The sequence below is a fragment of the Bradyrhizobium monzae genome (assembly GCF_021458635.1).
Lineage (GTDB): Bacteria > Pseudomonadota > Alphaproteobacteria > Rhizobiales > Xanthobacteraceae > Bradyrhizobium.
Genome location: NZ_JAIRDQ010000012.1, coordinates 58824 through 83603, shown reverse-complemented (window position 1 = coordinate 83603; position 24780 = coordinate 58824). Strand labels below are relative to the sequence as shown.

20 protein-coding genes and 1 pseudogene are annotated in these 24780 nt (G+C 58.5%); 8 read left to right on the top strand and 13 right to left on the bottom strand.

Annotated elements, in window-relative coordinates:
* Positions 1-155: 155 nt before the first annotated feature.
* Positions 156-362, bottom strand: a complete 207-nt coding sequence (locus tag K3F49_RS32415; RefSeq protein ID WP_084302129.1) for a cold-shock protein — start codon at positions 360-362, stop codon at positions 156-158.
* 614 nt (positions 363-976) lie between these two features.
* On the opposite strand from K3F49_RS32415, the gene K3F49_RS32410 reads away from it, so the two are divergent.
* The 4 genes from K3F49_RS32410 to K3F49_RS32395 all read left to right on the top strand — a co-directional run bounded on the left by K3F49_RS32410 (position 977) and on the right by K3F49_RS32395 (position 3601).
* Entirely contained in the window at positions 977-2233 is a 1257-nt protein-coding gene (locus K3F49_RS32410; RefSeq protein WP_234684954.1) for a pectate lyase family protein, read from the top strand.
* A gap of 584 nt (positions 2234-2817) precedes the next feature.
* Positions 2818-3036 carry a hypothetical protein gene (locus K3F49_RS32405; protein WP_234684953.1) on the top strand — a complete coding sequence of 73 codons (219 nt, stop codon included), beginning with the start codon at positions 2818-2820 and terminating at the stop codon, positions 3034-3036.
* Positions 3033-3329, top strand: a complete 297-nt coding sequence (locus K3F49_RS32400) for a hypothetical protein (RefSeq protein ID WP_234684952.1) — start codon at positions 3033-3035, stop codon at positions 3327-3329. The genes K3F49_RS32405 and K3F49_RS32400 overlap by 4 nt, the downstream gene beginning before the upstream one ends.
* Before the next feature lie 65 nt (positions 3330-3394).
* Positions 3395-3601 carry a hypothetical protein gene (locus K3F49_RS32395; protein ID WP_027544430.1) on the top strand — a complete coding sequence of 69 codons (207 nt, stop codon included), beginning with the start codon at positions 3395-3397 and terminating at the stop codon, positions 3599-3601.
* A gap of 934 nt (positions 3602-4535) precedes the next feature.
* Here K3F49_RS32395 and K3F49_RS32390 read toward each other — a convergent pair.
* From K3F49_RS32390 to K3F49_RS32380, 3 genes are all read right to left on the bottom strand, one after another.
* Positions 4536-4928 carry a hypothetical protein gene (locus tag K3F49_RS32390; RefSeq protein WP_234684951.1) on the bottom strand — a complete coding sequence of 131 codons (393 nt, stop codon included), beginning with the start codon at positions 4926-4928 and terminating at the stop codon, positions 4536-4538.
* 1125 nt (positions 4929-6053) lie between these two features.
* Entirely contained in the window at positions 6054-6359 is a 306-nt protein-coding gene (locus tag K3F49_RS32385) for an HU family DNA-binding protein (protein WP_234684950.1), read from the bottom strand.
* Positions 6360-7592: 1233 nt separating this feature from the next.
* A complete protein-coding gene (locus tag K3F49_RS32380) occupies positions 7593-8069 on the bottom strand; it encodes a hypothetical protein (protein ID WP_234684949.1) in 477 nt (158 codons plus the stop codon).
* Positions 8070-10892: 2823 nt separating this feature from the next.
* Between K3F49_RS32380 and K3F49_RS32375 the strand changes: the two are divergent.
* A pseudogene (locus tag K3F49_RS32375) lies at positions 10893-11275 on the top strand (VOC family protein).
* Here the strand turns inward: K3F49_RS32375 and K3F49_RS32370 are convergent.
* The 9 genes from K3F49_RS32370 to K3F49_RS32330 all read right to left on the bottom strand — a co-directional run bounded on the left by K3F49_RS32370 (position 11272) and on the right by K3F49_RS32330 (position 19642).
* Complete coding sequence (locus K3F49_RS32370) at positions 11272-11877, bottom strand: LOG family protein (RefSeq protein ID WP_234684948.1); 606 nt, start codon at positions 11875-11877, stop codon at positions 11272-11274. The pseudogene K3F49_RS32375 and the gene K3F49_RS32370 overlap by 4 nt on opposite strands.
* Before the next feature lie 307 nt (positions 11878-12184).
* Positions 12185-12979 (bottom strand): SDR family NAD(P)-dependent oxidoreductase, encoded by a 795-nt coding sequence (locus K3F49_RS32365; RefSeq protein ID WP_084302125.1) that lies wholly within the window; start codon positions 12977-12979, stop codon positions 12185-12187.
* A gap of 506 nt (positions 12980-13485) precedes the next feature.
* Positions 13486-14232: a sulfotransferase gene (locus tag K3F49_RS32360; protein ID WP_234684947.1), complete on the bottom strand. Its 747-nt coding sequence runs from the start codon at positions 14230-14232 to the stop codon at positions 13486-13488.
* A gap of 186 nt (positions 14233-14418) precedes the next feature.
* Positions 14419-15207 (bottom strand): ABC transporter permease, encoded by a 789-nt coding sequence (locus K3F49_RS32355; RefSeq protein ID WP_234685076.1) that lies wholly within the window; start codon positions 15205-15207, stop codon positions 14419-14421.
* Between the two features lie 3 nt (positions 15208-15210).
* Positions 15211-16170: a nodulation factor ABC transporter ATP-binding protein NodI gene (gene nodI, locus K3F49_RS32350; protein WP_234685075.1), complete on the bottom strand. Its 960-nt coding sequence runs from the start codon at positions 16168-16170 to the stop codon at positions 15211-15213.
* A 180-nt stretch (positions 16171-16350) separates the two neighbouring features.
* A complete protein-coding gene (gene nodS, locus K3F49_RS32345; protein WP_452101136.1) occupies positions 16351-16953 on the bottom strand; it encodes a nodulation methyltransferase NodS in 603 nt (200 codons plus the stop codon).
* A 50-nt stretch (positions 16954-17003) separates the two neighbouring features.
* On the bottom strand, positions 17004-18338 hold the full coding sequence (gene nodC / locus K3F49_RS32340; RefSeq protein WP_234684946.1) for a chitooligosaccharide synthase NodC: 1335 nt from the start codon (positions 18336-18338) through the stop codon (positions 17004-17006).
* 15 nt (positions 18339-18353) lie between these two features.
* Positions 18354-19052 (bottom strand): chitooligosaccharide deacetylase NodB, encoded by a 699-nt coding sequence (gene nodB, locus K3F49_RS32335; RefSeq protein WP_234684945.1) that lies wholly within the window; start codon positions 19050-19052, stop codon positions 18354-18356.
* Positions 19007-19642, bottom strand: a complete 636-nt coding sequence (locus K3F49_RS32330; protein WP_234684944.1) for a NodA family N-acyltransferase — start codon at positions 19640-19642, stop codon at positions 19007-19009. Before K3F49_RS32330 ends, nodB begins: the two co-directional genes overlap by 46 nt.
* 500 nt (positions 19643-20142) lie before the next feature.
* Here K3F49_RS32330 and K3F49_RS32325 point away from each other — a divergent pair, with 500 nt between their 5' ends.
* The 3 genes from K3F49_RS32325 to K3F49_RS32315 all read left to right on the top strand — a co-directional run bounded on the left by K3F49_RS32325 (position 20143) and on the right by K3F49_RS32315 (position 24764).
* Positions 20143-21108 (top strand): LysR family transcriptional regulator, encoded by a 966-nt coding sequence (locus K3F49_RS32325; protein WP_234684943.1) that lies wholly within the window; start codon positions 20143-20145, stop codon positions 21106-21108.
* 1316 nt (positions 21109-22424) lie between these two features.
* Positions 22425-23135: a MerR family transcriptional regulator gene (locus tag K3F49_RS32320; protein ID WP_234685073.1), complete on the top strand. Its 711-nt coding sequence runs from the start codon at positions 22425-22427 to the stop codon at positions 23133-23135.
* A gap of 525 nt (positions 23136-23660) precedes the next feature.
* The gene (locus K3F49_RS32315) at positions 23661-24764 is read left to right on the top strand and encodes a branched-chain amino acid ABC transporter substrate-binding protein (RefSeq protein ID WP_234684942.1); all 1104 of its coding nucleotides are present in this window, start codon (positions 23661-23663) and stop codon (positions 24762-24764) included.
* The last annotated feature ends 16 nt before the right edge of the window (positions 24765-24780 follow it).

Here is a 24780-nt window from a genome sequence, read left to right as displayed (position 1 = left end):
GGGAGCCGGCCCTTCGTTCGAAAACGATGATCGATATCCCGATTGGGATAAGCGTCGCCAAAGACTTGCTTTGGAAAAGTGAAACCAAGTCATGAAAGCACAAGGCGCACGCCAATATGGCCCCTGACCTCAGCCCCCGCTTGCCAAAGCAGAAGCTAGATGAGGCGCAGGTTTTCGGCTGATATTTTCCCCGAGCGGCCGATCTTTGGTTCATAGCTGATCTTGTCTCCTTGTGGGAGTAGGACCAAGCCAGCCCTCTGCACCGCAGAGATATGAACAAACACGTCACGGCCGCCATCGTCCGGCGCGATGTAGCCGTAGCCTTTAGTCGGGTTGAACCATCTCACGCTTCCAGTCGCCACTGTCTTTGCTCCCTAAAAACGACACTGAATCGCGCGCTGCGATCTAGCAGCCGCGTTGCTCACCTCAGCAACTCGCGTGCCGCTCCCAACGCGCTGTGAATAGTTGTAGAAGACCGTGTGTTTGGTGCGGATTTGCGGGCTTCTTTGTCTGTCGTTCTTGAGTGCCACGCAGCGAATGTCTTCAATCCGACAACCCTGGTACGACAAAATACGGAAGGCGATGACTTCGGCCGCTCTCTCCTGTAGTCATCCGTCCTGTGTAGATCACATCACGAGACTCACTGGATCGGCTCATCCAGGTGATGTTGAAGTTCGTTGCGACTGACGTTGGCAGCGATCCAATTGACCAGCAGACCTCTGCGGACCGGGCGGGCCGCTCAATCATTGGCAGACTTGAATCTTATGGGAATGGGCCATCCACTGCCAGACCACGGAACGTGTGCACTACGTTCCAGATTTTTCTTGTGACATGCTAGGCCGGTGCATTTAGATGGATCACAGGATCGGCACCGTCGAGCCGGGATGCAAACAATGCCACAAAGACTGATCCGCGTGGCTGGCCGTTGGGACGATGGGTCGTTTCAACGTTTCTTTCATTTGCCGATGGAGAGTCGATGTCTACGAGGCAAGCGGTGTGCCAGCTGAAACAGTTATTGGGGATGCTCGCTGGACTCGCCGGCATTGTTGGGATCTCCGGTGCTATCGCAGCGAGCAATCCGAGATGGGACAGCGCACAGGGATTTGGTGCTGGAACCACGGGCGGCCTGGGAGGCGAAGTTGTTCAGGTCAACTCACTCAAAGATCTGACTTATCAATTGTGTCGTTCGTATAGCTCCGGAATCTGCAAGGACGATAGTCCGCGCGTTGTCCAGATTGTCGGGACCATAGACTTCACAGGAGCGGAAGGGCGCGGCGAGGGTCCGGGTTGCCAATACAGCAACACCTGTCAGACGCCCTACAAGGGTGAATCGCTTCTCCTCCTGGATGGGCTCGACACGCACTGCGACGGCAAGCTCAAAATGGAAGTCAGCTTCGATAAAGCGGGCAAACATCCCTTGGAGGTCGGATCAAACAAGACCGTGATTGGCGTCGGATCAAGCGCTACAATCAGGGGCAAGGGACTGCGACTGACTGGTGTGAGCAACGTCATTGTCCGCAATCTGACCATCGTTGACATCAATCCCGGCATTGTCTTCGCGGGCGATGCGATTGCGATTTCGCGAGCGAACCGGGTCTGGATCGATCATAACCGTTTTCATAACATCGGGCGCCAGATGATTGCCGGCGGCCTTGGGGAGACGACGAATATCACGGTCTCGTGGAACGATTTTGATGGCAGGGATAACTACTCCTCTTATTGCAACGGAGCGCATTACTGGAACCTTCTTTTTCTTGGCAGTCCTCAGTCGATCACGGTTGCCAACAACTACTTCCATGAGGTCTCCGGACGGGCTCCGCACATTGACGGTCTACGGTCGGTCATTCACCTGGTGAACAACTACTTCCACAACACCGAGCTGCTGCAGCGCAATGGTTTCTTCCACGCGCTGGACGCCGGACCATCTGTTCAAGGCCTGATTGAGGGCAACTACTTCGACAACATTGAAACCCCGATCAGGGCCGAGAGTGGGCACGTCTTTGGCGCGCTGGGAGGCGTAAATCGAGAAATGCAAGACCTCTGCCTAGCCATGCTTGGACGCATGTGTGCGGGCAACATCGCGAGGCCCGCGCCGCGGATCAACGGATTCCGGCTGGATGAAAGCGTCGTTAGATCTTTTGGCGCTCTTCCGAAGGCGGCTATTCATCGTCCCTTCCAGGCGGATGATGTCCCGGCATTGGTCACCGCCAACGCAGGTCCCGGCCACATTTGAATTTTCCGGTAGGATCCAGCGAACCTGCGACCGCGCGCACGCATCTGGCCGAAGTACCGCGGAATTCTCCCTCTTCCGGCAGACCAATTGCCGGTCCGTGGCAGCTGCGCTTCAAAGAGCGCCTTGAGCGTTCAGGCCAGTCGATCCTCACTCCGAGACGCATCGATTTATTTGCAAGCGCGCAACTGCCTCGAACCTTTGGCGGGTCTAGTTCAGCCTCCTGCTCGCCCAAGTCACCGTCCACGAAACACGATATTCTCCGAACTGATTGAGACCTCATCGGCAGATGCGATCGGTTCAAAAACAAAATGCCCGGCATGTGTCGACGAAAGCAGCTCTTGCTGCGCCGCGCTGCTTCGATGGGCTAACAAAAAGACTTTCGGATGCGGCGCCCTATTCCTGCTGTTGCAACCAAAGAACGCATTTTTCCATCGTGACTGCAGGGCATTTAGCGGTCTTGCGGCGCAAATAAAGGAATATCTCAGATTTGAGAGGGCTGGCGTGAGTAATTTGGATCAGCAGTCTTCCGGAGCGACGGCTTGACGCCACGCCCAAGGATCCCGGGCGGCCAGTAAGAGTGTGTTATGGGGCCTGAATTCTACAGAAAACTGGCGCAGCAGGCGCGTGATCTCGCCGAGCGGGCCGATCCGTTCACCAGGCAGCGGTTGCTGAAGCTGGCCGGCAGCTACGACGTGAAGGGCGGAAATCTGGCGCGGGCGCCACGCCCGACGGAGCGTCCGCTGCCGATTCCGCGTACCGCGCCGCCCGCATCGATCTTTTCAGGTCCGGGCGAAGCTGGATGAAGTTCGGTGCAGGCCACCCGTTCGCCGATCCGGAAGCCGCGGCACGCAAGCGATCGCCGGCGGCATCGAGCCCAACCGACGGCCAGTTCCTTTGCGATGCCAGCCGCGCCGGCGGCGTTTTCCAAACGGACCTGACATTGGCGGTTGAACGGGACTGGATCAAGCGGCATGGGTCCGGGACACATTTCAGACCGGCTGAGCACGGAATTGGATCTCAACTAGTTGTCGAGCGCGAAACCAAGCGCTCTCGCGCTCGGCTGCTTCGCTTGGGCCGACTGACCTTCTTGAATTGATCGGAAGCTCAGGCCGATCAGGCAAGCGAAAAACATCATCAACGAGCATTGGAACGATGACGGCCATGATGGACGACAATTTGGCGCGCATGCGCACACATCTGAGCGCCATCCAGCGCCACCGAAGACTGCTGAAGACCAAGCTCACCGAACACGACCGGCAGTACGTCTGCAGACGCCTGTCGGAGGAAGAGTGCGCGCTCGAAAGCTTGCGAGCGTCGATTTTTCCCATGGTGTTCGAGAGCCCCAGGCCGATGATATCGGCCTCCTAGCCGGTACGGCCGTGTCGATGGCGACGGCCTACGCGCGCAGGGGCGCCGCTATGGCACTCACGTCAACGAATTCATATATCGGCTACCGATATTGGAGCCTTTTTTAGATGCGCGGCCTGCTAATCCTCTTTGTGACCTTTGTGATTATGCTGGCGGCGCGCAGCCAGCATCAGATTGGTTTCGTGCCGCGCCCAACCGCATCCATGCCACCGGTCAATGTACCCTAGAGCCGAAGGTTTGGCGCAAACAGCGCGGATTGCGCTACAACGTGCTTCCGTCTCTCTGGGAATTCGGACCGGTTTGCGTTAGGCGGAGCCTCGCTTTCCAAGTTGTCTGAGGACCTGCAGGAAGCGGGCAAGCCATGCCTCAAGCCATGCGTCAGTTGAGGCCACTTGCGCTGCTGCGATCGTGCGCGCGCTCGTCTCATCAACAAGGAAGATTTGAGGACGGCAGTTTTGGTTTCTGACTGGATCTTGCACTTCTCCCACCCTTTCGCGAGGAGCGTGGCGAGGAGGTGTCCGGACCTCCCAAGCCACGCAGCCGCAACAGCTCAGTCGGCGAGCGGTTTTGGCATGTGCAAAACAGTATCGGTTCCCGGGCAGGTTGAATTGATCTAGCGCAAACACGAGAGCCGTTCGTCTTTAACCCAGCAGATTTGTGGATTGTCCCGGTTGTGTAATCCGAGAAGACCAGCTGCGTTTTTCTGGGCGCATTTTCACGGCCGCGCTTCAATGGTAGTGCAAATAGCGCGAGTTTCCTGATCGTGGTCCTCTTTTTCTCCCCCTGCGATGGAGTGTTGTCCAATCAAGCCTCTAGAGCACGCCCTCGAAACCAACGGGACCATGCGAGTAGACCGGATTATCGGCGCGGGCTGACGCCTGCCTTGATCCTGTGAACCTGCGGTCCGGCCGAATGTCCCTTTTGTGCGAGCGGATCAGGAAGCGTTTGCGCTTCTTCGCGCGTGGTCGGAGCGGCGGCGCTGCCGCCGCCCGTGCCGACCTGAGCGCGCGAGCACCGGCAGCGGGGCAGCGGGGATGGAGCACTCGGGCGGACCTTTTGCGGGCTCCGGACGCCTGGGGCGCGCTTCCATGAACTCCAAGACGGCGCGTCCCTTTTCCGTTATGCGCCACCCGCCGTTGATACGTTCAATCAAGGCTTGCGAAAAGATGTCAAGGTCGGGCACAAGCGAACCCAGTCGTCGGGTGCGTTCGGCCCAATCGCTACCGCTAGTCGCCAGGATCGCCATGTCGCGCTTCAAGTCCGCCATCACGGCAAACCCATCCGGATAGCTCACCAGGATCTTAAGAACCGTGACCTGGAAGTTCACGCGGCACCCTCTTGTGACTATCGCCACATCGTCGGCGCCTTCGAGAGCGCTTCGCGGCGAACCTGCCGTACACAGTCGGCCGACGTCTCTCCCCCGGTGGTTGCTCCCAGGACTTTTGAGGCGACATTGGTCCCGCCGCCGCTGTCGTACCGGGACACATACTCGCAGATCTCGTCAACAACCCTGCGCATCCGAGCAAGAATGACCACCTGAATGTCCATAAACTGGAATAATGGGCGGGCTATGCTGGTATAAATAGGACTGGCCGAAACCCAAACTACGCCTCGCGATCGCAAGGTGCAACGGCCCCTCGACGATACCTGCATAGTCCGAGTAGCCATACCGAAGCAACTCACCGACTGGGGCGCAGACCACGTCCGTTCCGCGCAGTGCCGAGTCCTTCCCACGGCATTGCTGCCGATGACAGGCCGTTGGCTCAAGACGTCAAGAACCGCCGGCCGATCGGCGCCGATCATCAACGTCCGTATGAGTTCGCGGGATCCAGGCGGCTGCCGGTTGCTGCCGATTACCCCAAATGATGATGCAGCTGCCGATCCGACGCCGACAGCGCTGTCATGACAACCATCATCATCGGCATGTCGTAGGCAGCAGTGTCACAACGGCTACGAGGCGCCATCCGCCACGCCAAGGCCGCGGCCATTGTCCGGCTTAGTTCGTTTCGGCGCAGTACTACGGCCGGAAGCGCAAAGGCCACGATCGTCGCATCGCCGGAATGATTGGCGTCTTTCCTCGGGCTCGGTGAAAGCAACGTTCGGATCGCACCAATTCGCGCGCCGCGGCGTCCATTAGGGTTTGCTTTCTACTTTTGCGTTATCGATCGCGACGATTTTGACGTCTGCCGCCGACGGCCATGCCTCGCCAGCGCCTCGACTGGCGGCAAGACGAGCGAGATCCGCTTCGTCTTCGCCAACGATCCGCACGTCTGGTCGTGACCGTCGTCCCGGACTGCGTTTCCCAACTGCCAGGCGGGTCAGCACTCGTTCGGCTGACAACCAGCTGTTGGCCGATGAGCTTCTTACGGCATGCCTACGCCGGCAGTGGCAACCTCGGTCCGCCATCCGTCCTCGCACCAACGCCACGTAGCGCGATCCACGGCAGCCGACCTCATGATGTCGCGACTGCGACTTTAGCAACCTTGAGCGGCGACGCCTTGACCGACTTGCTGGCTGGCTTGGCTGCGAATTCCATCGGCTCCTTCGTGAAAGGATTAACTCCGCTGCGGGCTTCAGTAGCAGGCTTGTTCACGACCGACATCTTGACGAAGCCGGGGATGACGAACTCGCCAGACTCGTTCAACTCCTTGTAGCCGACGGTCGCCAACTGCTCGATGACGGCCTTTACGTCACCTTTGGAAACTTGCGTTCCTTGAGCAATTGCGTCAATGAGCTGGTTCTTGGTCATCTTGGCCACGATGAATTCCTTTGTAGCGCCGAACGATACAGTGCGTGATGTATCGCCGGCTCTTTTCCTCTTGTTCGAGCACGGCAAAACTACACGAATTACTTTCATTCACTGAGGTGATGAAGTCGACCGGTTTAAAACCTATCGGAAGCAAAAACACAACGATCTTTGTTTCCAGCATTCGCTCACGCGTCACAGGTGGACGGCGCATGCCCTATTCGGTATGCAGGTCAATGTTTGAAATTGGCCGATGCAGCAGTCAGCGCGGCAATCAGAGCCAATCCCTCTCGGATCTCGCAGACGAGTGATGATCGCAGAGCGAGCCTCATTTTATTTCAAACTTCGTAACGCTCGCGCGGACAGGTCACCTCTGAAGGAAACTTGGGGCCCGCGAATACTGGTGGCGTCGGGACAGAAGCACAAAGCTGATCCCCTCTCTCTTACCGGCGATGCCCTAGAGAGATACCGAGCTTGATTGCCTTTTGACGGAGAGAACCTTCCGTCCTTTTCATAGACTTCGCGATCTTCGCTACCGGCACCCTAGCCTTGGAGTGCGCGCGAAGTTCTTTGACGTCCGCCTTCGTGTACTCGCGGCGGACTACCTTCTTCACTTTCTTCGCCATTGGAAATCTCCACTCGTTGTTGAGCGGGGCTTCTAGCACGAAAGATCAAATTAGCAATGTTGCGACGCGTCGCATTTCGTGCGATTTATAAACCGCTTTTGCGAATTCACTTCCGTCCTGATATCTGCAAAAGTGCTGCCTTCTATTCAGTCAACTACAATTGAAACACTGAAGGGTTTTCCGGACACAATGGCGGCCCGATGTTCGGAGGCGCGCCATAGTAGCGCCGTCAAGTGTGACTCGCATGCGATAGGAGCGATGTGGCACTGGGACCTGGTCGCGCGGCGCTGAATCATCTCGGTGTGCGCCTGCACTCGGATGCAGTCACTCAGGAAACGAATTCCTAGCTCACCTCGATCTCGGCGGCCTCGTTGTCGGTCAGTTTGGCAAATTCCTTTTCCCGGCCACGTATCGACAGAACACCCTTGTTCTGGTGGAGAAGCGAAATAATAGATCGACAGTGCCGCCCCGCATGTCGACGATCTCCGTCACGCTACGCCTGAACGTATCCTAAGATACCAGATATCTCGTCTCCGCCGGAAGATCTGTATCGATTGTCCTTGCCACGCCATTCATAGAGAAATTCGGCGTGAGGCGTGGCAGTGGCATCGAAGAAGCGTTAGAAATCTGCCGTCTCGTTGAAGACGCGAACACTCCGTTCGCCCGTCGCCTTCCATTTGATGAAGGGGAGCAGGCGGACAGAATAGCTTTCAAGAATCCGCTGATAAGCGTTCATGTTATCCAAAATGGCCGCGGAGACTGGAAACACCATGTTCGGCGGATCGAAGCCGCGTTCCGCCAGAACGTAATGGATCAGATAGCGATGAAGGCGGCCGTAGCGAACTTGGTGTTGAGCACAGCTTGGCATGAAAAGGCGTAATTTCCCATGAAATCCGTAACTTTTGCACCATTTGCGTGAAATATGGAGCCCCGAAGTGACAAGAGGGGTGGTGTGGAACGGCCATTTCCTTGCTGACCTATAGAGCACGGTCGTTTGGGCAGGAAATGCGCCGATGCAAACCGCGTGACATTCAGTCATCCGCACTTCTTCGGCCAGCAGCGGTGTCAGGATCAGACCATTCAGGAGGCGGTGCATTTGCGCTCAGTTGGATCGGCTCAAGCTGGGGTTTGAAGGCGAGCAGACGAGCGCCGGCCGCCCTCGCGTTTGGACCGCGGCGCAAACGACCTTTTCCAAGTCGAAGGCGTTCTGACTATCTGCGCAAATTCAGCACCGTCAGAAAGCATTCGCCCTGCTCGCGGGCGACGCGCCGGCGCTGACGGCGTACGCGCCGACCGTGATGCGTCAACGCGGCAAGCTGCGATGGGCAAAGTCTGGAGCACTCAGATTGAGCTTTTTCGGCCGCCGCGTTGAATCCCTACGACGAGCTTCCATACTCTCCGACACGGCGCGTCCTGTTTTCGGTTGTGCAGCACCCGCGGTTCGTACGCTCGATCAGCACTTATGAAAAAATGTCAGATTGGGAATGTGCGAAGCCGGTCGTCTGGGCCTCCGGCCCAATCCTGGCCGCTGGTCGCCAAGATCGCCTTGGCGTGCTGGAGGCCCGCCATCGCGGCGAGCCAACGCGTGCCCTTAAAGCGGCTCGCGCTCGCATAAACCCTCAAGTCCGTCAGCTGGCGGTCAGCTACGCTGACTATGACCCCTCGCCGGCTTGACCAGCCTTGGCGCTGTAGACGATTCACAGAGAGGAACCTGATCCACCATGGACCGCCGAACCGACCGTTACTTCGACCTTAAATAGCGCGCCGGCGATGCAAGCCGAGGTTGTCCGCTGGGCGATTCCGACGAACGGAACTGGATCGGACCAAGGTAGAGCGTCTCCTTGATGCAAAGCTGTCAGAGGTCTTCGAAGCAGTCAAAGCGATCCTACATTGATCTGGCAACGAGCCGCAGGATGTCCAGCTAGAACATCATCTAGGTCGACAGCGGAGTTCAGCTATGACGAGACCGTTCCGTGATGTTCCGAGTTTCTCGACATGAGCCGAGCTCACTTCCTGCCTCGTGCTGCAAAAGCCTGATCGTCTGGCTGCGCGCGACCTCGGCCGCTGAGGAGCGGGAACGAGCCGAGGAAGACATTTATCGCGGCACTCTCGGGCAACAATCGAGCCCGGGAACCAGGCGCTGCGCCGCACGAGACTTCCCGGCGGCATGTGACGGCTGATGATCGGAGCTTGTCCACACCAAGATCGTGACCGCTCGGTGGCGGGCGCGATCGTTCTGGTCGACGAGATCGGCCCCTCGTCGACAATTGAAGCACACGAAATAGGAGATGAATGATGCACTGGCGCACACCAAAACTACACCTGAACGAGGGCGATGGCTATTTATCTCCTGATGCCTCCCAACCCCTGAGGACCTGGACTCGGTGGCCGCTCGCGGCACTTCTCCTCGGCTTGGTGCTTTGGGGCGCTCTCTTGCTCTTCGCCACGTTCTCGTGAGCGCCATGCCACTCACCAGCTCCGGCGCTCCCGAGCGACTTGCACGAGCAAGCGTCCTCGATGGATCGAGATATCAGCCAGGTTTCGAGTTCGGCGACACGCCCTCTTCAGGGTCGAAAAAGCTATGTGCGTTTCACAAGCAATCGTTGGTTCCAGGACTGCCTCGTGCTGGTCGCAATGCCGTTGTCAGTACGATTCGCAGCTAGACGCGATCGAGCCAAGCTCGTCCCGCCATGGGCGCGACCAAGGCCGCCAGCTGCGTCGATGCGGTTGGTCGGCCCGGGCCGCATACGGAAACTGCCGAGAGCGCAACTCTCCTGAACGATCATGCAGCAGCGCCTGCTTGCGCTCTCTAACGCCAAAGGCGCAAGTTCCCGCATGACCGTCATCCGGACTCATTTAGCGCCTACGGGCGGCGACCGTGTTCATGCAGCCTGTCGCTGGAGCTGGCAGCGAGCGCACGCGATGTCCAACCCGACTTTTCTCGGAAGCTTGCGCAGCGCTTGCAGCTCCTGAAGCACATTTCGTCAGAAGGCCGTTCCTGACCGACCTCTATCCGTGTTTGTGCTATGCACCATCGAGATGCCGCAGCTTTGGAGTTCGGTTCACTCCGATTGAAGAAGATCGCGAGACATTAGTCGTGCCATCGACGCATTGATCATCGATCTGAAAAATCGGTGATGGCGTTTTGCGCGAGAACAAGGCGGCCCCCGTTCAGGTGTCGTAGTTTGGATTAATCCCGAGTGGCACGCCGGGACCTGCGCTGGTTGCGAGGTCACGCACTGCCGGGCCGTTTTCCTGTTCACCCGAGCCCAGCAGCATGGGGCAGATATGCGCACCATCACTTTCCTCTGCCCGATCACACGAGTTGTGGTTCAGCATCGGCTAATCGACGACGAAGCTGCCGAACACCAGTTTCAAGGCGTGTTTTGCCCCGCCTGTTCCCAGCTGCACTTCGTAGATCGCAAGACCGGAAAGCTGCTAGGCGGGAAGACGAATGACGGCGCGTCCTCGCAGAGCGGCTGAAGTACCCGCCGCCGAAAACTAATCCGGTGGCGATACGCGAGCATTTGGCTTCCGAGTTCCATCAGTCTTGAGGTGCAATAGTCAGTATCAGGAGAGTTCAACGGGCTTTTTGCATAGAGCCACCACGTGATCAGCCTGCTCGGCGCATTTCGTTTCCTAAATGCGTTGAAAGAACACCGGACCTTAGGCTCGCAATTTTGCACTACGAGAAAATCCGCCGGATGCCCGTGGCGGCAAGTCTCTACAGTGACATTGGGTGAACGCGGCCTGCTACCGTGTGAAGTCGGTGCGCCGGCGTAGGCTGCGGCGGCGGACATACCGGCGGCACCACAAACACCGAGCGAAGCGAAGCAATCCAAAAGTCTTTCCGCGGTAACAGTCCGGATTGCTTCGCTTCGCTCGCAATGACGAGAAGGAGAGAGGGGGAGCACTAGCAATGATCGACCACATCTCCGTCGGCGTCAGCGATCTCAAACGCTCTGCAAGATTTTACGACGCCACGCTCGCTGCCCGCGGGCTCCCGCGCCTGGTCACACTTCATCGCACAATTGGCTTCCGCAAGGCCTATCCGGAGTTCTGGATCAATCTGCGCGAGGCGATGCCGTACGTAGCACCGGAGAGCGGCGTGCATATCTGCCTGCGGGCGAAGACAACCGCCGAGGTCGATGTATTCCACGCTGCCGCGCTTGTGGCTGGCGGCGCATCCGATGGCGCACCGAGCCTCCGCCCGCACGACCGCGTGCGCTACTACGCAGCCTTCGTCGTCGATCCCGATGGCAACCGGATCGAAACGGGACGTTTCCGGCTGAAAAATCTTAGAGCTTCCGCACGATGTCCGGCGCGAGCTGCTTTTCCGCCTCGGCGATCTGGGCCACCGCCGATTTCAGCTTCGGCAGGATGTCCTCGACGCGATCGGCCTTGAGGATATCGACGGAAAAGCCGGTGCGGATGAACTCGATCTGGCGCATGTGCGACAGCAGCGAGAACAGCGGCTCCCAGAAATTGGCGATATTGGCGAGCAGCACCGGCTTGGCGTGACGGCCGAGCTGCTTCCAGGTCAGTTGCTCGACCAGCTCCTCCAGCGTGCCGACGCCGCCCGGCAGCGCCACGAAGGCGTCGGAGCGCTCGAACATCAACCGCTTGCGCTCATGCATGTCGGGCGTGACGATCATTTCCTGCACGCGGGTCAGCGCATTCTCGCGCTTCCGCAGGAATTCGGGAATGATGCCGGTGACGGTGCCGCCGTGATCGAGCACGGAGGTGGCGACCGAGCCCATCAGGCCAAGCGAACCGCCGCCATAGACCAGGCGGATGTTGTTCTCGGCGAGCGCCTTGCCGAAAGCCTTGGCGCCTTCGATGAAGTGGGAATTGGTCCCGGGACCGGAGCCGCAATAGACACAGACGGTTTTGATCGTGCTCATTGGTACCATGATGCTTTGCAGCGAAGTCTTTCGCTAGTCCAAGGTGTTGCGTTGAATGACGGGAGCCAGTTTCCATCTGAACAGGCAAGCTTTGGGTTGACGACTCCTGATCGCAAACGGCGCTCTTCAGCAACGCGACCGCACGAGCAAATGTGTTGCATCTTCGTCCGGGGCAACGGATCTCCTGGCCAGATTGCAGACCTGAATTCTTTGACGTGTCGCTTCATTGCAGCTTCGATTGACGTTCGCAGGTGTCGGCCAGAGAGACAAGCTTGTGTCGTGCACCGATCGGTCCATCTTCAACCGATCAGAGGTGTTGGCCACCATTGATCGGCACTTCGACGCCGGTGATATAGCTGGCGTCATCCGAGCACAGGAAGAAGATGACCTTAGCGACCTCTTCAGGGGTCCCCACCCGGCGCAGCGGAATGTTCGGTACGACCCGTGCTTCCGTATCCGGTGACAAAATATCCGTCTTGATCTCGCCCGGGGCGATTGCATTCACACGAATTCCATGCGGCGCGTAGTCGTGAGCCATCTCGCGCGTGAGACACGCAAGAGCGGCTTTCGAAGTCGCGTAGGCACTGCCGGCGAAGGGGTGCACCCGCGAGCCTGCAATTGAGGTCACGTTGACGATCGATCCAGACGCGGCTTTCAATTCGCCAAAGAGCCCCTGCGCAAGCAGAATTGGAGCCACCAAATTGAGATGGAATACGTCCATCCAGGTCTCGATCGATGTCGCCAACGATGTTAGTCGTGCGCCGCTCGTCGTCTTCGGTGACATCGCTGCGTTGTTGACCAAGGCGTGCAACGGCGCGCCCGCGAGGCGCTCTTTAACCTCGGTGATAGCGCGCGGCAGCAACCGATGCTCGCTGAGGTCGAGCTGGACATGATTGTCGGATGCGGCCTCCCAAGGACATCGCCGGGCATCGATCGGTTGCCGCGCGCAGGAGATGATCCGCCAGCCTGCTTCCGAAAACAGCTTTCCGGTGGCGTAACCTATCCCACGCGATGCTCCGGTCAGCAGCAGCGTCTTTCGGTCTCTCCGCCGGCCGCGTGCCTTGTCCGATTTGAATGAACTGCCCTCGTTGTCAACCGACATTCGTCTGGCGACCGCATCCTTGTTCGGCAGATCGGCCCTCAAACACGCCTCCTATCAGGTTACACTCAACCTTCTTGGTGCAGGATTTGGGCCATCTCTACCGACAGAGTGATTCACGCGTGTTGCGAAGCCAGGCCGCGTGGTTTACGACCTGCTTGGCGAGTTCCAGACATCAAGTCCGTTGGCTTTCCGACAGCGGCAACGCGAGGACCGCGGCAAATGACCTTCACTCTTTTCGCGCACAGCTGCGCAACACTTCGTTGCGTAGATCTGGGCTGAACGCGCGAGTGAAGGTCCTGCCGATGTTGAATGGCGCCGCACGCGGCTCGTCCCGATCCTCGCGGAGCTATTAGCAACAGGAGGGATGGCACCCATCCGGCCATCCAGTAGTGCCTGCCAATTCAAGACGCCCGCTCGCTGGCAACCCCAGCGGTTTATACCGCTGCTCTTGCCCCAATCCACCAAGGGGCATTCGAACGCGGGCGCCGAGGAATAGAAGGCCATCCTCAGGCGTCAACAGCCTCAAAGTACCTGGCGTAAGGTCCCTCTTTGAATTGGCGACGCAACTCATCAAAATCCTCTACGGTTTGGTCGAGCGGCCGCACTTCCTGGCGCTGAAGTTTGACGCGACCGGAAACATTCCGCATACGAACCCCGAGGAATTCCCAAACCAACTCCAAGCACAGGTGCGGCTCGCGAAGAAGCGTCTCATACTCCAGCTCGAGGATGTTGGTCGACGCGAAGGACTGCCTGATCCTATCGTGGAACTCGGCGGTGGTCTTGAAGTAGGTTTCGCAGGTGCTGACGCTTAGGCTGACGAGTGGCGGTTGCGAGTCGTCGCTATCAGAGCTGTATTTCAGCCATTCACCGGTTTGCCTCGCCTGCACGAGTGAGCGGAGCGATTCCAGCGGGTTTCTACGACACACGATGACCTTAAGGCGTGGCCAACCGGCCAGCTCAGCCATCATCCCCGGACGGTCATGAAACTGCGGTTCGTTGATCTTGCAGCCAACATGAGTCACGTCGATTTTGTCGCTCGGCGTTGGATAGCGCAAGTAGGCGCACTCCAGAAGCTCACGATCGCTACGTAAGAGCCGCGCCTTGTCGGGCCAATTTGGATCATACTCATTGAGCAATTCCCCGTTGCTCACCACGTTCGGATGTTCATTGAGCAATTCTTCCAGATAGTGGGTGCCGCTCCTCGGCATCGCGAGGATGACGAATGGCTCAGGCGATCGTTCCGATTTCAACATTGTGACAGCTCCTGATTGACTCGGTCGAGACAGTTCGGCCCCTAACCAATGAGGCTAGATCAGCCCGCACGTGATACTATCGTTCACAAGGCGGATATATCGGTGAGATACGAGCATTCTTGCCGCTGGCTTCCACACCCGCAAATTTCCGCAGAACTGATTCACACTATGTGGGGCATGGTTTGTTCAACGCATCAGCCGGCGGCGAAGCAGCAAAGCCGATACGACGAACGCGACCACAGTGTATAAGCAAAGTACGCCCACATGCAGGCCGACGCTGCTGGCGTCCCGGTCCAGCATTGCCGGCCGAATGAGGTCAATCGAATGTGCTAAGGGCAACGCCTCTGCTACGCGCTGCAGCGCGATGGGCAGTTGAGCAACGGGAAAGATCGCGCCGCACAAGTACATCATAGGTGTGAGAAAGAGGGTCTGATAGAACACGAAGTAGTCGTAACTGGGCGCGAGCGCTATCACAACCATGGCGAGGCTGGCGAAGGCAACACCAGTGAGCGCGATAGCTGGCAGCGCATAAGGGATGGACGGCCACGCCGCATAGCCCAGCGCGGCGGCTACAATCGTAATTCCCGTTCCTGCCAGAACAGCCTTTGTCGCTGCCCACGCCAATTCACCGAGAACGACGTCGCCAAGCGTGAGCTCCGTGCAAAGGATGGCGTCCCAGGTGCGCTGGGCGTTCATCCGAGCGAAGGCCCCATAGACGGTTTCAAAGGTCGCCGAAATCATCGCGCTTGTCGCGACCATCCCAGCCGCCAGAAAGGCGACGTATGAAATGCCATCGACTTGGCCGATCATCAGTCCCAGGCCGAAGCCGAGACCGAACAAGGCGCTCATGGGCTCAGCGAGGTTTCCCAGAAGCGATGCCAGCGCCGCTTTGCGCCAAGCCATATAATTCCGGCGCCATACGGCGCTCCAGTTCCACGCATTGGCGGGCAGAGCCGCCGCATACTGCTCCCACATCATTCAGTCCCTCATCTCCCGACCGGTCAACCGTAAGAAGACGTCCTCGAGGTTCGGTGGCCGCTGAAGCAGACGAAGACCGGTCCGCCCACGCAGCCGCGCGAGCACCTGCTCTGGATTTGGCGCATAGCAAAAGAGCGTCTCGCCGCTGATTTCGGTGCGTTGAGCGAGCGGCTTGATGAGGCCGCAGAGCTCGTTCGGATCGCCACCGTAGACCTCAATGACTGGGCAACCGATCTGTTCGTCGATCAATGTGTGTGGCGGCCCTTCGGCGATCTTGCGTCCTGCCTCGAGGACGCACAGGCGATCGCACAATCGCTCCGCCTCCTCCATGAAGTGCGTCGTCAGAAGAATCGTCTTGCCGCGCGACAGCAGCGCGCGCAGCCGCTCCCAAATCAAATGCCGCGCATGCGGATCGAGCCCGGTGGTCGGCTCATCCAAGATAAGGATATCCGGATCGTTGATGAGCGCCCGCGCCAGCGTAAGACGCCGCTTCATGCCACCGGACAGTTCGGTCACCCGCGCGTCTGCCTTGCTCTCAAGGCGGGCGAACTCGAGAAGGGACGGAGTGATCTTCTCGACATCCTTTGCTGTCATCCCGAAATAGCGCCCGAACACCAGCAGGTTTTCGCGTACGGTGAACTCGAGATCAAGATTGTCAGCTTGCGGAACGACGCCGATGCGCTTGCGCGCCAATCGAGCGCGTGCCGGCACTTTCTCGCCGAGCACGGTTATCTTGCCAGCCTCGGGCGTGGACATCCCGAGAATCAAACGCGCAATCGTGCTCTTGCCCGCGCCGTTCGGTCCCAACAGGCCGAAGCACTTTCCCGATGCCACCGTGAACGACAGCTGGTCGACGACCACCTTCTCGCCATAGGACTTTTTCACGGCCGTGAAATCGATAGCCACGTTCGATACGCGCCCGGCCCCCCTGTCAGCCGGCGTGACCGGCGCCGGCTCCATCGCGATTGTTTGCCTCGAGATTGGCGCTGCTTCGACGCCGCCAAGCATTTTTTCTATTCCTTCTGCTACAGTTTGTCGGCCGGACCAGCTCGCTGATCTCGCCTTCAACAACCGCAATGCGATCCGTCTGCGATACGGCAACTCTGACATAGTCATTTGTCAGCCTCCGAAGCGGGTTGCTTATGCAGACGGCCTCCGAAAGCTGGCGATCAAGCAATCTTCGTTATCCGACTCACCTTGGCAGTGGATACGCTCGACCTCGACCAGCGCTTCATTCAACATGGCGATGACGGTCTCTGCACCGGCCGCGTGTCCCCAGCGTCGGCAGATGTGGTCACGCGCCGATCCGAAAACCACAAGCCCGCCTGGCGCGAGCATTCCTACCAAGTTGTCGACCGCCGTGCGCATCTCCAGCGTGTCGCTGAGGTAATAGAGGACTTCTGCTACAACAATAAGGTCGAACCGCTCTGGTGGTGAAAAGTGTTGGAGGTCAGCGACTTTCCAGCCGATGTGTGACCATCTCTCCGTCCGGTGACGTGCGCGGCTAATGGCCTGCGGCACGACGTCGACGACCGTGAGCCGTTTGCAGTGAGGCGCGAGCATCTCGGTGAATGCGCCCGCAGCGCAACCGACCTCCAACGCACTTGTGATGCTTTGGCGGGAGAGCGACATCCGAAGCATTTGCGTGTATCGCTCCCGCTCGAACGGATTCGCGTCCAGACGCCACGGATCATCGGCGACCATTTCTCGCTCTAGCAACTGATAGTTCTTGTCTAGGCTCACGAGCTTCTCACCTCTTTGACGCGCACAGTTACGCGTCGCCTCCAGGCCTGTCAGGTACCGTCAACGTCAAACGCATGTGCACGTGTAGCCGTTTCGCCCATCGACGGTGCAATACCCGAATGGCCTGTGGCATCTAACCTGGCGCTCTGCCTCGGCGTGCTGGCCTGACCTTCACCTGAATCTGGCATATTGGCGGACTTGCGCGACAACCAGTCACTGTTGCTCAATGTGCACAACGCATATACCTTCACAGGAAGTAACAGGAACATGCTAATCGGTTTGTGTAGAGCGAAAGCGAGAAAGCGAAGCTGTCGGGCACGAAATGCTGCCAAGCTGCAGCGAACCATGGTCATTGACGCGATGATCAGTACCGTCGGCCACGGCAACTCGCTCGTCAGTGCGATTTGCGCAAGCGCGGTCAGTATTGAAACGCCGAGCAGAAGCGGAAGGAGGTTCTGCCCCGCAATGTCCAGCGTGATGTAGAAGTCGAGGCGTGGCAGCAGGGGTAGCGCAAGCGCTGTATCCCGGAAGGTACTCCGTGCCCAACGCAATTGTTGACGCAGATATGGCACCAGCCTATCCGGAACGACGGTTGCTGCGATCGCATCAGGAACGTACTCAGTTCGAAATCCGGCCGCGAGCATCAGGATCGTGAGATGGCGATCCTCGCCAAAGTCGCTTGGCTTTCCTCGAAAATACTGCGTCTCGTACTCGTGGAGGACCAAATCGAGCGCCGATCGGCGATACATGGCGCACGGGCCACAGCAACACAAGACGGCTCCGAAGCGAGCTTCCGCCAAACGCTCTTCATTACAGGCCAGCCAGTACTCCATATCTATCAGCCTGGTCAGCCAAGTGCCGCTTCGATTGCTGGCTGTGAGCTGCCCCATAACAGCGCCAACCGCTGGATTTTGCATCTTCCGGACAAGCTTGGTCACCACGTCGACGGCGATTGTCGAATCTGAATCGACGTTGAGAACCAAATCGCCGGACGAGCGGCGCAGCGCTGCAATTTGCGCCTTGCGCTTGCCAACATTCTTTCCCAGCCACATGAAGTTGAACCGCGGATCATCTGTGTAGGCGTCCTGTACAGGCCACAGGTACCTACGATTTTCCGAGCCGTCATCTACCACGTACACCCGCACTTGCCCTTCGTAGTCTTGGCTTGCGATCGACTCCAGGCACGCCGCCAGCGTGCGCGGGTCCTCGTTAAAGCAGGGCACGATCACATCGACGCTCGGCAGCGGGCCGGTCTCGGAAGCCTCGTCAGTCGGGGACGGGATCTGTGTTCGGAGCGCATTGAGCGTCTGCATGCTCCTGTAGATGGCGGACAGCAGGGCATAGGACGACACGGCGACAACGCTTGTTGTGGCAAGCAGATTCATGGGGGCGGCTCTTTTTCAATGAGACTGAGGAAGTGAGCAGATGGCGAATCCTTGCTCGCCCAATGCCGGAATAAGCCGGGAAAGCGCCTCGAGGGTCTGATCGCGACCGCAATCGATGGCTTGTTCGCGCTCGACGGGAGGACATCCGTCGTGCAAGAGCACAACAGCACCGGGCCGGACCGACGCTAGTACCGCGTCAACAATCGCCGGAACCCCGGGACGAGACCAGTCTCTCGGGTCTACTGACCAGTGCAAGGGAACCAGTCCGGCTTTGGTCGACATCGTGAGTACCTGGTCAGTCCAGATGCCATACGGAGCACGTATGTGCCGCAGTGACGCCTCGGGACAAACCGTCCTGATGACGTCGCTCGCCGACTGAATCTCATGTTGCACCTCAGGTGGTTCGCATCGGGAGAGATCGGGATGTGTCATCGTGTGGTTTCCGACTTCATGCCCTTCTGCGATTATTCGTTGGATCAGTTTCGGGTGAGCTGCCGCGCACGTCCCGATGACGAAGAAAGTCGCCAGCACCTCGTGCTCGGCGAGAACATCAAGGATAGACGCCGTCCAACGTGGATCCGGGCCGTCGTCAAAGGTCAGGTAAACGTTACGATCTCCGGTGGCGCTAACGTGCTCGCTTCGCGCTTCCGGCAAGCGGCCGGGGCAGGTCACAGCTCTGGCCCGTTCCGATCGATCATGGTCCCGACCGGCCATTCGCTTATCGGACGTCCGATTGGGAAGACCAGAACCACCAAGTCGTCGTCGGTACGGGTCGGCGGCAAGTCCAGATGAATATCCGGCCGCGTTGAACGCACGCTCACTCCCGGCAAAATCGTCGCGAGACCCTGACGGCCGACCAGCTTGGTCACATGCTTCTGTAACGCCTGCCGTACTGCACCAAAGCCAAACGGGACCGCGAGCTGCTGCAGCACCGGATACATCACCCGCATTGAGTGCGTGATCCCCAGCCCCTCCAGATCCGGACGAACACCGTACAATCCTAGCTCAGCCACGAGCAGGTCGACGTCCCCGACTTTGATGAAGCGGCGCAGTGCGCCGATATGAGCTGCGATGCCGTGCGCATCGTAGCCGATGACACGAATCTCGGGCCTCGCGCCGGCCCAGCTTCGTCCGCCATCGAACGGTTTTGCATTGAATTCACCGGTCGGCCCGTACGTCTTACGAAAGAATTCGGACAGTTCGATGTGTTCAGCAAGTTGCAACTCGTTTTCCCAGCACACCCTCCACCGGACTTTGGAGTGCGTGGAGAACACTCCTGTATCGTTGGATATGGCAATGTTCATGGTGGTCCCCGTTGCGACGTTCGAGATCTGATCTGGTACTTTGTGCACGCGAGTCACTCATTCTCGCCGGGCGCATTCATGCGCCAACGGGAGAGGTTGACGCGCGTCGCCTGGATCCAGTGCTCACCGTTCGGAGAAGCCGCGTTCACGATGGAAAAGACCTGAAGATGACATTGAGGCGCGGCGCCATTCGCATGAGACCGGGCGGATATTTCAGCAGCGCTTTGAGCGGTTCGCCTTCGAGCCGCGATCCATTTGGACGCGTCGCCAGCGCGCTTGACATCCGTACGCGGACCGAGGAACGGCGGGGTCGCGTTCGACACGTGCCGCGATGGATGCTTGTAGGACGCTAGAAAATCCCTCTCGGGGCTGGTCCAACGATTAATAATCATTGTGGTACGCCTCACTCCGATCCGATGTTTTTGGTATCTCGCACCGCATCAAATTGGTAAAATCGATTGTTTCTATGGTAGCCATCCACCGATTGGATATTTCCCACCATGCGTTTCAAAGGGCTTGATCTGAACCTTCTCGTCGCGCTCGACGCTCTGATGACGGAGCGCAATCTCACGGCGGCAGCGCGCAGAATCAACTTGAGCCAGCCGGCCATGAGCGCGGCGGTTGGCCGGTTGCGTTCCTACTTTCGCGACGATCTATTCGCGATGAGGGGCCGAGAACTCGTCCCGACACCACGCGCCGAGGGACTCGCCGGCCCAATTCGCGAAGCCCTGCTGCACATCCAGCTGTCCATCATTTCGCGGGACGCGTTTAACCCAGCTCTATCCGACCGCAGGTTCAGGATCGGCGTTTCTGACTTCGTCATGGTCGTGTTTTTTCAGGCCATCGTGGAGAGGGTCGCACGGGAGGCTCCTGGCGTTGCGTTCGACTTTCTGCCCCTCGCCGACGACCCCGATGAGCTTCTCCAGCGCGGCGAGATTGACTTCCTTGTCTTGCCGGAAATGTACATGTCGCGCTCCCATCCAAGAGCGACGCTGTTCGAGGAAAAACTCGTATGCGTGGGGTGCCGGAGTAACAAGCAGCTCTCACGCAAGCTGACGTTCGAGAAATACATGTCGATGGGGCACGTAGCGGCTAAATTCGGGCGTACCCAAAGGCCTTCGATCGAGGAATGGTTCTTGATTGAGCACGGTCTCAAGCGACGCATCGAGGTTGTCGTGCAGAGCTTCAGCATGATTCCACCCATGCTCCTGGGCACTGGTCGTATAGGCACGATGCCCTCGTTGCTGGCCAGACATTTCGGAAAGACGACGCCCCTGCGGATCGTTGATCTTCCGCTGCCAATTCCGTCTTTCACAGAGGCCGTTCAATGGCCGGCCCTTCACAATACCGATCCGGCAAGCATCTGGATGCGGACAATATTGTTGGAGCAGGCTTCGCGCATGCCATCGGTGCGCGCGACTGCAGCAACTCGAAAGGCCTTGGTAGAGCATTCGCCTTCCAAGTGAATGGAACACTATTGCAAAATTCAGATGTGAACTGAAAGCGACCTGCTAGTGAACGTCGACAGAAGGAGCCAAACGTTCTCTTGTTGCATCTTCGCGTTCAACTGTTGCGCCCGCCATCCGAGCCGGCGCATGACGCCGAGCCGAGAGCGATGGGCTGCGCAGACGCAACACACTCGGGCTGCCGACGGCGCCAAGTGTGTTGCGTCAACATCACCCAGTCGCCGCTAAAATTTGACGACGCCCCGCTTTGGTGATAGCCGCGCAGTCCCGTCGTTCTCATCGACATGGAATGTGTCGCTTGCGATCGTCTCTAGGAATGGAGCCAACATGTCATTGGTCTCTGACAGTGCTGATCGATGTCGATCGACGACGAAATTGCGAATCAGTTGGTGTGACTGGCGAAGCGCAATTTGCGGCCGATTCACATGTCGAACACGCCAGGGGCTACACGGACGTTCAAGTTGATCTCGTTCCAGATCATGCGAAAGCCGCCTCGCGCCTGCGCCAGCCGGTGTCCCCCCTGAACTCACCAGCGCGCAGATATCAGCCGGTCATCCGGCTCCGGTATCCGCATGGGCACCGGAATGATAGTTCGAAAGTCCTTGGCCCAAAAGAGCGCCCGCTCTCCCTCAATGACAGGCCGCAAACCTCCCGTTCTCATCGGTCGTTCTCGCTTGCCATCACCGCGCTCCGCCGGCGCCTCGCGGTGATCGTTCAGGCGCCGCGATGCGCTGACCCGAACAGTTCGCCGTCAGTTTCGCGCACCAGTTAGCTGGGGATTCCGCAGAGCATTCGATTGTTCAGATTCGTCTGGCATCGGCTGCCTGGATTTCAGGCAAGGCAAGTCCGTCGCTGTTGCACAACCGCGTCACTTGAGTGCGTATCGCGCCTTCCTCGCTGAACGGCGCCGCTCTGTCGTCTTTTCGCCCAACGGCGCAGTCAAGCGCCTCGGCCAGCTGACGATCACAAACAGGGAGCCGAACATTGGTGCAGTATAGTGGTGTCTACGATCCGGAAGATCTCACGGTCCTCGGCGCGATCTTTGATAAAGCCATCGCGTCATTGCCGGCATCTATGCGAACGCCTGAAAACCGGATCACAATCGCCAAACTTGTTTTGGAGCGTACAGCAGCAAGCCAATCCGGCTTGGCGTCCCTTATGCTCTTGCTCGACGCCCTTCCATCTGCCCACTCGGTTGAGCGGCGATCGGAGCAGAGCCAGCCTGCTTGCGCCAGAATGGACGACTGCCCAACCAGCTAATTCAAGTAGCTTGATTCTCACGTGACGTCAGGTTGTAGGCTTGCCAATTGAACATCATGATCAAAGCTACACCACGAAGGCGTCGCTGGCGCATTGGAGAACTTGCGGAGGCTACCGGGGTAACGGTACGCACGCTGCATCACTACGAGCACACGGGTCTGCTCAGCGCGTCCGAACGCACGGACGGCGGTCATCGAATGTACGAACGCGAAAGCATTCAACGGGTGTCGCAAATTCGCGCGCTGCGCGAGCTCGGCTTTTCGCTGAATGATATTCGCACGGCAATGGGAGGCAAGACGTCACTTACTGACCTCCTGCGCAAGCATTTGGAGCAAATTGAACTTCAGGTCACGCGCACGACCCAGTTGCGGGATCGTTTGCGTAACATGACGACGGACTCTGACACGCAAGTCAGCATGCATGAGCTGCCTGCTGCTCTGAATGCAGCTTCGCGCGCTGAGGCGCGCCCCCAGACTCCACGATGCACGTGCGCGCTCGGCGCTGATCGAGAAGAGCGCTGGCGAAAGATCCGGGATGAGTTGCGCGATTGTGTCGATCGTGGCGAGCACCCTTGCAGCGAGCGGGCCGCTGCCGTGGCGCTGAAGGCGCGCGCGCTCATCACAGAAATTGCGGGGACCGACCCGGCGGCCTCAACCATGCTGAAAGTTCTTGCGCGACTGAGCACGCCGCGCAACCTGGCCGGCTGGAACCACAGCCTGATGCAGTACCTTGATCTCGCAATGGCCGCATTGCAGGACAGGCACTGACGCAGCCGCCGACTCAGATGCGTCCTTCATTTAAATGATTGGCGGCCGCACGTCGCGACTGCTGCGTTTCCGGCTCGGCCTCTTCCTTCCGTGCCTCCTCATCAACCTAGTTGCTGTCGCTCCTTCTACGAGAACCGCTCGCGACATCGAGAGATGCGTCTCTCGAACAGGCTTGAATCGGACGTAACGTCAGATTGTACGATGGAACAAGCTGCGTTCTCGGCGTTCGACAAGCAATGAAGGATCTTTATGGCCCTACCAGAGTCTGATCAGCGCGTTTGCGCCGACCGCGAGTGCGGTTCGAGCCAGCTTTCGTCTGACCCTGCCCGAGTGCCTGCCGGAAGAACGGATCTCTGGGGCATCCTTCGGCCCATCTTTCGCTTACCACGGCACGCGCGCGAGCACCGGGCGGAGAACGGCTCACAGCAAGGGCCGCCGGTCCGACGGCTGTCATTGTTCGACGCCTCAGCAGAACTTTTTCAAGGCAAAACCAGCCACAAACTCAAGCCCGCATGGACTCTCATAATGTCAATCCATGGCGCCATTTCTCTCGCAGCTATTGCACTCCTTGCTTTGATGTCCGTTGCATCTGCGGCCGACGTCAATATTGCTGTGGCAGGACCAATGACTGGAAGCAATGCTGCGCTTGGAGCGCAGATGCGGGACGGTGCTGCTGCCGCCGTCGATGATTTGAATGCGTCAGGCCTCCTTCCAGAAACGAAGGTCGCGTTGAGCGTCGCCGACGACGCGTGCGATCCCAAGCAGGCGGTCGTAGTCGCCAATCGGCTTGCATCAGATCAGGTCAAGTTGGTCGTTGGCCACTTTTGTTCTTCCTCGTCGATACCGGCTTCCAACGTCTACGACGAGGCGCAACTTATTCAGATATCGCCAGGATCCACCAATCCCGCGCTCACAGAGCGTGGCATCAAATCCGTGTTTCGTATCTGTGGGCGCGACGACCAGCAGGGTGTCGTGGCGGCCGAATATATCCGACGGCATTTTCCCAACACCAAGATTGCCGTCCTTGACGACAGGAGCACCGCTGGCAAAGGCATCGCCGATGTCGTCGCGGCTCATCTTCGGGAGGTTGGGGTATCGGATGTGAAGCGACAAAGTTACGTGGCCGGGGAGAAGGATTACATGGCCCTGGTTTCGAGGATGAAAGCGGACGGAATCAAACTTGCTTACATCGGTGGCTACTACAATGAGATCGGGCTGATCGTGCGCCAGGCCTCAGAAGCAGGTGCAGGTATGACCGTGATGGCCAATGATCCTCTGATGACCCACGATTTTTCGATGATCGCGGGCAAAGCCGGAAACGGAACACTGTTCACCTTTATGCCGGATCCCACCAAGAATGCTGAGGCGGCGAGCGTCGTGGCACGTCTCAAGGCCTCCAACCGGTCTTCGGAAGGTTATTCGCTTTACGCCTATGCGGCTGTGCAGGCATGGGCGAAGGCCGCAAAGCGCGCCGGCACTTTTGATTCACCGAAAGTAGCAGCTGCGCTTCGTTCGCAGCCAATTGACACGGTGATCGGTGCCGTCCGGTTCGACGCCAAGGGCGACAATTCGGCTCCCGGCTTCATTGTCTACCGTTGGCAAGACAATATCGTCGAACAGGCCGAGTGAATTGAACGCAACTCAT